This window comes from Arthrobacter humicola (assembly GCF_039531445.1).
Classification (GTDB): Bacteria; Actinomycetota; Actinomycetes; order Actinomycetales; family Micrococcaceae; genus Arthrobacter; species Arthrobacter humicola.
Genome location: NZ_BAAAQB010000038.1, coordinates 219,706 through 229,190 on the forward strand (window position 1 = coordinate 219,706; position 9,485 = coordinate 229,190).

Genomic DNA, 9,485 nt, shown 5'->3' on the forward strand with positions numbered 1-9,485 from the left:
GAGATCCCGGATCTCGTCGATCAGTGCGGCGGCACTGTCCGGGACCGGGAGGAAGGCCAGGATCCGGGCCAGGTCAGCGACCGTCACAGCACTTGCCGGTGCCGGGTCTGCCGGCCCCGTCTCGGGCCCTTGGATGCCGTCCATGAATCCAGTGTCCCGTCGACCACTGACAAAATGAGGGCCGCCGAACTTGCGCGTCGGTAAGCTTCGAAGGAACGCCCCCGCCCCGATCCAAGGAATCCATGCCGATCAACAGACAGTCACTGAAAAAGGACGGGTTCACAGGATTCCGGCTGCTCGGGGATCTTGACATCAACCGGATCCCGCAGAAACCCGGAATTTTCGCGGTGTTAAAGCCCGAAGGGTACCGCCCGCAGTTCCTGGCCAGGAGCACGGCTGGCGTCTTCAAGAAGAAGGACCCCACCCTGAAAGCCGAAGCGCTCGACGCCGAATGGGTCGATGGCGCCGACGTCCTCTTCGTGGGCAAGGCCGGTCCCGGGAGCAAAGGCAACCGCGGGCTGCGGCGGCAGATTCAGGAATTCGTCGACTTCGGCGCCGGCAAGCCGCCCGGCCACTGGGACGGCCGGCTCATCTGGCAGCTCGCCGCGGCTGGGTCACTGATCATCGCGTGGAAAGAGCTGCCCGTTGAGGAGCTCAACGCGGCCGAGGCCGGCTATCACGCGGCGTTCGTGGCGGAGTATGGCCGCCTGCCGTACGCCAACCTCGTCCAAGCGCGGGTCAAGGGCAAAGACTAGTCGCCAGCCAGACGCCGTCGCGGTCAACAACTAAACGCCGCCGTACGTATATCTCCCCGCCATCAGCGTGGCGGCCACCGGCATCGCGGCAAACTCTGCCTCGGACGCAGTGAACGGGTCGACGTCGAGCACCGCGAGATCCGCCGGATCCCCGACCCGAATCCTGCCCCGCCCGCGCGTTGACGCGGTGAGTGCCTCTTGCCGGGTGAGAGCCTGCTCGGCATGCCAGGGTCCGCGGCCGTCCTGCCGGGCGCGCGTTGTTGCGGCGGACATGGCGGTCCAGGGGTCCAGCGGAGCCACCGGGGCGTCGGAGCCGAGAGCGAGCCTGGCACCGGCGGCCACCAACGAACGCAGCGGGAAGGAACGGTCCGTGCGGCCGGGCCAGTTCGCCTCGGCCGCGTCGCGGTCATCGAGGGCGTGCGCCGGCTGGACGCTCGCGATCACGCCCAACCGGCCGAAGCGGGCGAAATCCTCGTTCCGGACAAACTGGGCATGTTCCACCCGTCCGGCAATTCCGGCCGCCTCAAACGCGTCCAGCGCCACGCGGTTGGCCGCGTCGCCAATCGCGTGGACGGCCGGCACGAATCCTGCTTGCCGCGCCCGGAGCAGCAGGGCGAGCAACTCTGCCGCGCCCACCGTCAGCAGGCCGTGGCCGCCGTTCGGGTACGGGTCAACGCAGTATGCGGTGCGGGTATTGAGCGAGCCGTCGATCAGCACCTTCAGCGGGCCCACGGTCAGGAGCCCGCCGCCGCCGGCGACCTCCAAGCCTGTCCGCAGTCCCTCGGCCACGGCCCTGTCCAGATCCTGCGGGTAGACCCCCGCTTCGACCCGGAGCGCATCGAAGCCTCCGGAGATCCGCCGCAGCCAGGGGCTGCGGTTCCACGTCATCTCGAAGTCCACGATCCCGACCACGCCCCGCGCGGCAGCGGCTTGGGCCGCCTTCTGCACCCAAGCATCCACCACCGTGTCCGGAAGCTTGCCTAGCTCGCGTGTCAGGGCAAACGCCGGTTCTTCCCGGAGCAGGCCGCCCGCGTCCACCTGCACGCCGTACCGCCGGGCCGCCGCGGAGTTGAGCCAGACGCAGTGGAGATCATGGCTGATCAGGGCCGTCGGCCGGCCGTGCGTCACGCCGTCGAGGAGGTCCAGGCTTGGCAGATCCGTCCAGACGGCATCACGGAAACCGACTCCCACCAGCGTCTGGACAGTACCCGGAACGGCGTCGCCACCTCCGGCCCCGGCCAGGTGAGCCCCGGCCAGGTGCGCAGCGACGACGGCGGCCGCCTCGCGTGCCGAGCCGGCCCCGGAGAGATCAAGGCGATTAGACGCTAACGCCCACTGCGTCATGTGGACATGCTCATCCCAGAGCCCCGGAATGATGTAGCGGCCGTCGAGAGCCTCCACCCGCGTGCCGGCGACGCCGGAATTCCCGGTTGACGGACTAACCGCCGCCACGACGCCATTTCGTATATGCACATCGGAGCATGTGTCGTCCCCGGGCTGCCGCACGGCAATCAGCACGAGGTCGGGCGAAAGGCGGGAATCGAGCTGTTCAGACATGGAAATCAGGCTAGGCGCGAAACCCCGAAGGACCTAAACGCCCATAAGGGACTTTCGCCCCTTACCCCCTCATCCCGCACCCCCCAAGCTGGATTTGGGGCGGTTCCTGCACGGCCAGTTGGGGGATGAACCGCTTGCTTATCAGGTGCACGGTCTCGCTTAAAACCTTGGGGAAGGAAAAGGCATTCCGCCCTTTCCCGCGTCTGCGGGAATAGGGCAGGAGACCGAAGCCAACATGACTTTTGACAGCGATTTTTACATTCTTGAGTCCAGTGACGGTCCGCGCGGGAGCTCTGACCTCACGTGACTCACAGGCAATACGGAAACCGATCCAGCGCCTACTACGCACACCCCTCGCATGGGGATCCCCGCATCAAAGTCCTTATTCGGATCGACGCCATTGAGCAGTCGGCGAGGGTCAACGTGCGGGGCGTCGTCACCCCCGCAAATATCCGGGCCCTCTATGTTGTCTGCCGCCGCGTGGCGGCCAAACTCCCCGGGTACGAAATCGTGGTGGACCTCGCCCACTCCCGCGTGACGGACGATGCCATTGAAGAACTCTACGAGCATGCCCGTCGCTCAGTCATGTCATCCGGCATCGACGACTCGGTAACGCCGTGCCGGCTGCGCATCGTGGATCCGCCGACCATCCTCAAAACCAAGGAGCACGTATGAAAGCCCTCGTCTATGGCGGTCCTGGAGAGAAATCCTGGACCGACGTACCCGACCCCACCATCCAGAGCCCTAGCGATGTGATCGTCAAGGTGGACACCACCACCATTTGCGGCACGGACCTGCACATCCTCAAAGGCGATGTTCCGGCGGTGACAAAGGGACGCATTCTGGGCCACGAAGGGGTCGGCACCATTACGGAGATCGGCGCGTCCGTGACCAGCCTGAAGGTCGGGGACCGTGTCATCATCTCCTGCATCAAGTCCTGCGGGCACTGCGCCAACTGCAAGACCGGCCTCTACTCCCACTGCCTGGGGGACGAGGGCACCTCCGGCATCGGCTGGGTCTTCGGGCACCTGATCGACGGCACCCAGGCCGAGTTCGTCCGCGTCCCGTACGCCGAGAACTCATTGCACCTCCTGCCCGAGGGAGTCAGCGACCAGCAGGCCGTCATGCTCTCGGACATCCTGCCCACCGGCTTTGAGATCGGCGTGCAGTATGGCCGGGTCAAGCCCGGTGACACGGTGGCAGTGATCGGCGCAGGTCCCGTTGGGCTGGCCGCAATCTCCACAGCGGGCCTCTATGGCGCCGCCACGATCATCGCCGTCGACCTCGACGCGAACCGGCTGGAGAAATCCCGTGAATTCGGCGCCACCGATGTCGTCCTCTCCAGCGATCCCAATTGGAAGGAGCAGGTGATGCTCCTGACCGACGGGCAGGGCGTGGACGTGGCGATCGAGGCCGTCGGCGTCCCGGCGACTTTCGCCATGTGCACCGACATCGTGCGGCCCGGCGGGAATGTGGCCAATGTCGGCGTGCACGGCAAAGCCGTGGAGCTGCACGTCGAAAACCTCTGGATCCAGAACATCAACATCAGCATGGGCCTGGTCAACACCAACACCACCCCCATGCTGCTCAAGCTCGTGGCGCAGCAAAAACTCCCAGCGGACAGTTTCGCCACCCACCACTTCACCTTTGACGAGTTCATGGAAGCCTACGACACCTTCGCCCGCGCGGCAGAGACGAAGGCCCTCAAAGTGGTGATCACGGCTTGAAAGCCTTCATTGTCTACGACTCGGCCTTCGGCAACACGAAGGCCGTGGCCGAGGCAGTGGCCGGTGAGCTCGAGGGACTGGACGCCGCGGCCGTCCCGGTCGACGACTTCAACGCCGGAGAGTTGGCAGCGGGGGACCTCCTCGTCGTCGGCAGTCCCATCAACGGATGGCGTCCGACGCCGAAGGTCACCGCGCTGCTTTCGGGCCTCGGCAAGGACCGGCTCACGGGGGTTAAGGCGGCCGCCTTCGACACCCGCGTGCGCATGTTCATCCACGGCGACGCCGCCAAGAAGATCACGCATGCCCTCCGTTCCGGCGGAGCCGACATCATCTCCGAGCCCATGCCGTTCTACGTGGGCGGCACCAAGGGCCCGTTGCGCAGCGGTGAAATCGAGAAGGCTGGCAGTTGGGCAAAGACCCTCCTGACCTCGCTCGGTCGGTAGCGGCGCGGCCAGGCGCACCCTGCATCCGGAAGTCCTGCCCGACCGGGCAGGACAAACGGACCATCTGAAAGGACGGCGGCCATGAAAGCAGGCCGGATTGTCATGCTGGTCCTCGGCGCGCTGTGCGCCTTGGTGGGGCTCGGACTGCTGGCGGGAGCCGGCGTCACGGGATGGGCCAACTACCAGCAGCGCGACGGCAGGTACTTCGTCACGCCGTCGGAGCAGTTCTCAGGCGATTCCTTCGCCCTGACGACCCCGCGGCTGGACCTCATGACCGCAGGCGGCCTGCCCGAGGGCACCCCCGTGGACCTTGCAGGCAGCGTGCTGCTCCGCGGCTCCACCAACGACCCCGGCAAAGAAATCTTCATTGGAATTGCCCCGCGGGCCGACGTCGCGGCGTACATGGCCGGGGTCCGGCATACCGAGATCGTCGACGTCAGGTTCGATCCCTTCCGCACTATCTACCGCGAAGTGGACGGATTCAAGCCCCCGGCCGATCCGGCGCGGCAGAGCTTCTGGGCCGCGACCGCCACGGGCCCAGGTGAACAGGAACTCACCTGGAACCTGCGCTCCGGAAGCTGGGCCGTGGTGGTCATGAATGCCGATGCGAGTGCACCGGTGGCGGTAAATCTGCAGGCAGGGGCACGCTCCGACCTACTGTGGCCGATCTTCATCGGCCTGCTGATCGGCGGCCTTGTGATGCTGCTGATCGGGGTGCCGCTGATCGTGCTGGGCGCGGCCGGCCTCGGCCGCGCCGCACGGTCCGGCCGAGGCGGCCCGGGCAGCGGCGTCCCTCCCGGCAACCTGCCGCCCCAGCCCGGCCAGCCGCATCCGGTGGGTGCGTACGCGCCCGGGGCCCCAGGGCAGTTGAACAGCGCAGTGCCGCCGGGCGCGGCAGGGTCCTCCGGAGCCCCGCCAGGCGCCGTAGCAGCCTACGCTGCCGCGCCGGGAACTCCCTATCCGGTGCCTCCGGGCGGTCCCTCGCACTACGTGTATCCGGCCCGCCTCAACGGCTACCTCGACCCGAACCTGTCCCGCTGGATGTGGCTCGTCAAGTGGTTCCTGGCCATTCCGCACTGCATCGTGCTGTTCTTCCTCTGGTTCGCTTTCGGCGTCGTCACTCTTGTGGCCTGGTTCGCGATCCTGTTTACGGGCCGCTACCCCCGCTCACTGTTCGACTTCAATGTCGGCGTGATCCGCTGGAACTGGCGTGTGGCCTTCTATGCCTTCAGCGCCATCGGCACCGATGCCTATCCGCCCTTCACCCTGGCCCGCACCAGCTACCCGGCCGACTTCGACGTCGACTATCCCGACCGGCTGTCCCGCGGCCTGATCTTCGTGAAATCGTGGCTGCTGGCCATTCCGCATCTGCTGATCATCGGCGTGCTGACCGGGACGGCGAGGTCATGGGAGTTCCGCGACGGCCGCTGGGTGCAGGAAGGCGTGGGCATCTCGCTCCTCGGGCTGCTGGTCTTCATTGCCGGCGTGATCCTGTTGTTCACCGGCCAATACTGGCGGGGTTTGTTCGATCTTCTGCTCGGCCTGAACCGCTGGATCTACCGCGTCATCGCATACGTATCCCTGATGCGGGATGAATATCCGCCGTTCCACCTCGATATGGGTCCCGTCGATCCGGGCGACATGCCGGTGCCGGCCTATGCCGGACCGCCGGTCGGGCCTTATGCCGGCCCGCCAGCCGGGCCTTATTCCGGCCCCCCAGCCGGGCCTTATGCTGGCCCGCCAGCCGGACCCTATTCCGGCCCCCCAGCTGGGTCCGCCGCGGCCGCCCCGTATCCGGTCCCCGGTCCATCCCCGTATCCTCCAGCAGCGCCAGGTCCAGCCCCGAGTCAGGGTCAGGCGACCGTGCGTGGCCCGGCACCCGAGCGTGAGGCTCCAGGCGGATCGCCCGGCGGCCCCCCGTCCGGTCAGACTGGCGGGCCGGCTGGTGGCCAGGCGGGCTTCTACGGCATCGGCGGCCCGGCGGCCGCGGTCAACGCTGAAACCCCAGAAACCCCAGAAGCCCCTGAAGTCCCCAACAACCAGGGCGGCCAGGGTGACCCTAAGCCGTGATGAGTTGGATCATCCGAACACGGAGCTGAAGTTCCCCGGTTGACCGCCCGAGCGGTCCTGGGAACGGCGGATGCGTGCGGCGAGGCGATCTGCCAAGAGCTCCGCGGTGACCTCGACCTCATTGAGGAAGTCGGTCCGCCTGAGTGCCCTGACGACGCGCTCCGGATCGAGCTCCGGGAAGAATGTGCCGGCCAATTCAGGGGAGACGATTTCCTGCTCGTGGCGCAGGACCATGTGGGCAAACTCGTGGAGGACAATCTGCTGCCGGTGGACCTCGGAGGCCGCCCGTGCGTGCAGGATCAGGTCCATATGGTCCAGCCCGAACCACAGCCCGCAGACTTTGTCTGTTGCCCCATCGATGGCGTTGATGACGATCTTGCGGCCCCGCTGCCGTTCAAGGTGTCTCTGGATTGAGGCAAGGGACACCGGCTCGGCGAGGGCGAGGCCGGCTTCTGCTTCCCGTGCCCGCGACCGGGCGGCGTCGTAATCCATGTACCGAGTCCTTGGCAGTTGAGAGCGTCAGCATGCCCGCGATCATAGCCGCCAAGCTTCGCCAAAAGCATATCAGCGCAGGTCAAAGCATGGTTGGCGGCCTACTCAGGGCTCGTCCGTATCCCCGCGCGAGAGCTGTTCGTCGATCAGGTCCCGGATCTGGAGCAGGGTTTCGGGGGAGAGGCCGTCCAGTTGGCGGGCGGCAAAGTTACGGACTTTGTTGGCCCGCATCGAGGCGAGCAGTTCAAGCTGAGCCTCCACCCGGGGCGGAAGTTCGTCGTCACCATCGATCAGGTAGTTCTCGTTCACGCCGAAGAACCTGGCCAGGTTCTGCAGGAGTTCGACCTTCTTGACGGCGGGGCCGGTGCCCGATCGCATGTAGTGCCATCTGGCGCGAGAGAGCGGCGTCCCGGCCTCGGTCATGGCGTCCCTGACGTCATTGAACGTGATTTTCCGGCCCTCGGCCTCAGCGGTATCCAGGAGAATGTTCAGTTTGCGGGCGAGGGCTAGGCCCGGCGCCGAGGTCGACTGGTCACTGCTCACAGTGGCTTCTTTCATCAAGCGAATATGGTCGGACGCGGCTCTTCACGTGTCGTCAGTTCGCGTGCAATCCTAACAGATTGGACATGTCTAATCTGTTCCGGTTACGCTCAGGGCGAGGAATTGGACGTGTCCAATTCCTCGCTGGCAGGACGGCGGTAAGCCGTCAGGCGCGCCGTGATTCGGCCAGGCGTAAGCATTTGGGGGGCTCCTGGCCGGGTCCCGGCGTTGCCCCGGCCCCTCCCCGGTGTTGTCCCGCGACGGCCCGCACGGGACCGGGCCTCTTGCCACCGACGTCCGGCAAGAACATAGTTGAGGGAATTCACGAACTCCGCGGCACTAGGCAGGCGACCATGCTGAATAACGGGCTTCCGGACAACGGCTTGCTGCACGGCAAGACCGCACTGATCTACGGCGGCGGCGGGGCGGTCGGCGGGGCGGTGGCCAGGGCCTTCGCGGCCGAAGGCGCGTCCGTCCACATCGCCGGCAGGACCGAAGCGCGACTGGAGAAAGTGGCCCGAGACATTCGCGAGGCCGGCGGCACGGCGGAGACCGCCGTCGTCGATGCCCTGGACGAGGAGCAGGTGGATGCCTTCGTGAACCGGGTGGCGAAAAAGAGCAAGAGGATTGACATCTCCTTCAACGTGATCTCGTTTGGAGATGTCCAGCAGCCGCTCATGGACATTGATGTGGACGACTTCACCCGGCCCATCAGCCTGGCTGCGCGCACCCACTTTCTCACCACCCGCGCGGCCGCCGCCCACATGGTCAAACAGCGTTCCGGCGTGGTGCTCATGTTCGGCGGCTCGGGCCCGCAGACTGTACCGGGCCTGGGCGGGTTCAAAGTGGCGCTCGATGCGATGGAAGGACTGCGCCGGCAATGGGCCCTCGAGCTGGGAAAGCACGGTATCCGCGTGGTCACCATGGTGACCGGCGGCATTATTGAAACCATCCCGTGGCAAGCCGAAGGTCGGGAAGAGATCGTGGTGGAGATCGCCAGGACGGCCCATCTGAACCGCACCGCCACCCTGACAGACGTCGGGAACGTGGCCTCGTTCATCGTTTCGGATAAGGCGGCAGCCATCACCGACGCGACGGTCAACATCTCCGCCGGCGCGATCGTGGACTACTGACGCCGGCTAGGCGACGAGGTTCGCCGCGGCGACGTCCATGTGTTCGAGGATGGTGGCGCGCGCCAGCATTGCGTCGCCGGTCTCGATCGCGGCGACGATGTCGTGGTGCCGGTCAACGCTCATGTTCTTGACGGCCCGTTCGATCCCGGCAAACATGATCGACATCCGGATGGAGCCCTCAAGCGATTCCCAGGAGTGCAGCAGGGTTTCGTTTCCCGTCAGCCGGCATATCGTCCGGTGGAACTCGAGATCGGACTCGATCCGTTCCTCCAGGGTCCCCTCCGCGGCCGCCGCCATGGCGTCGATCGCCGAGCGCAGGGACGCAATCACCGGGATCCGGTCCGGCAGTTCACACAGCGTCCGGACCGCGAGCGACTCCAGCGCCGCCCGGACGGCGTAGATATCCCGGATTTCCTTGCTGTCCAGATGCCGTACGGACAGCCGTCCCCGCGCTCCGGCCGAGAGCAGCCCCTCCTGCTCCAGCTGCCGCAGGGCCTCGCGCAGCGTTCCCCGGCTGATCTGGAGCATGTCGGATAGTTCGGTCTCCACCAGATGCCGGCCCGGCTCAAGTTCACCGCTCGTGATCGCCGTGCGCAGGGCGGACAGCGCCTGTTCGCGAAGGCTCTTCTTTTCGAGTCCGAGCAGCGGGGCTGTTGCTCCGGCCATGGTGTGTCCTCACTGTCAGTGGTCAACTGTCTACAGTTGGTGTGTTAACAGTTGATGGTACGGCACCCGCGCGGGACCGGCGGCTGCCGGGCCCGCGCGGCG

The 9,485-nt window shown here is 66.2% G+C and carries 10 protein-coding genes; 6 read left to right on the forward strand and 4 right to left on the reverse strand.

Translation table 11 applies throughout. The features are described 5' to 3' along the window. Positions 1-242: 242 nt before the first annotated feature. Positions 243-755, forward strand: a complete 513-nt coding sequence (locus ABD243_RS15630; protein ID WP_344367346.1) for a hypothetical protein — start codon at positions 243-245, stop codon at positions 753-755. A gap of 30 nt (positions 756-785) precedes the next feature. On the opposite strand, the gene ABD243_RS15635 is transcribed toward ABD243_RS15630, so the two are convergent. Next, positions 786-2,312 carry an amidohydrolase gene (locus tag ABD243_RS15635; protein WP_344367347.1) on the reverse strand — a complete coding sequence of 509 codons (1,527 nt, stop codon included), beginning with the start codon at positions 2,310-2,312 and terminating at the stop codon, positions 786-788. A gap of 303 nt (positions 2,313-2,615) precedes the next feature. Here ABD243_RS15635 and ABD243_RS15640 point away from each other — a divergent pair, with 303 nt between their 5' ends. The 4 genes from ABD243_RS15640 (at position 2,616) to ABD243_RS15655 (ending at position 6,552) form a co-directional block, all read left to right on the forward strand. Beyond that, positions 2,616-2,987 (forward strand): hypothetical protein, encoded by a 372-nt coding sequence (locus tag ABD243_RS15640; RefSeq protein ID WP_116766678.1) that lies wholly within the window; start codon positions 2,616-2,618, stop codon positions 2,985-2,987. After that, entirely contained in the window at positions 2,984-4,039 is a 1,056-nt protein-coding gene (locus tag ABD243_RS15645; protein ID WP_344367348.1) for a zinc-dependent alcohol dehydrogenase family protein, read from the forward strand. The genes ABD243_RS15640 and ABD243_RS15645 overlap by 4 nt, the downstream gene beginning before the upstream one ends. Further along, a complete protein-coding gene (locus tag ABD243_RS15650) occupies positions 4,036-4,482 on the forward strand; it encodes a flavodoxin family protein (RefSeq protein ID WP_116766676.1) in 447 nt (148 codons plus the stop codon). Before ABD243_RS15645 ends, ABD243_RS15650 begins: the two co-directional genes overlap by 4 nt. Positions 4,483-4,563: 81 nt before the next feature. After that, a complete protein-coding gene (locus tag ABD243_RS15655) occupies positions 4,564-6,552 on the forward strand; it encodes a DUF4389 domain-containing protein (protein ID WP_344367349.1) in 1,989 nt (662 codons plus the stop codon). A 9-nt stretch (positions 6,553-6,561) separates the two neighbouring features. On the opposite strand, the gene ABD243_RS15660 is transcribed toward ABD243_RS15655, so the two are convergent. Next, positions 6,562-7,044, reverse strand: a complete 483-nt coding sequence (locus ABD243_RS15660) for a hypothetical protein (RefSeq protein ID WP_344367350.1) — start codon at positions 7,042-7,044, stop codon at positions 6,562-6,564. Between the two features lie 105 nt (positions 7,045-7,149). Next, positions 7,150-7,587 carry a hypothetical protein gene (locus ABD243_RS15665; protein WP_344367351.1) on the reverse strand — a complete coding sequence of 146 codons (438 nt, stop codon included), beginning with the start codon at positions 7,585-7,587 and terminating at the stop codon, positions 7,150-7,152. A 350-nt stretch (positions 7,588-7,937) separates the two neighbouring features. Here ABD243_RS15665 and ABD243_RS15670 point away from each other — a divergent pair, with 350 nt between their 5' ends. Next, positions 7,938-8,717, forward strand: a complete 780-nt coding sequence (locus ABD243_RS15670; protein ID WP_091255415.1) for an SDR family NAD(P)-dependent oxidoreductase — start codon at positions 7,938-7,940, stop codon at positions 8,715-8,717. A gap of 6 nt (positions 8,718-8,723) precedes the next feature. Here ABD243_RS15670 and ABD243_RS15675 read toward each other — a convergent pair whose 3' ends face one another. After that, positions 8,724-9,383, reverse strand: coding sequence for a GntR family transcriptional regulator (locus ABD243_RS15675; RefSeq protein WP_344367352.1), 660 nt, complete (start codon positions 9,381-9,383; stop codon positions 8,724-8,726). Positions 9,384-9,485 lie beyond the last annotated feature (102 nt).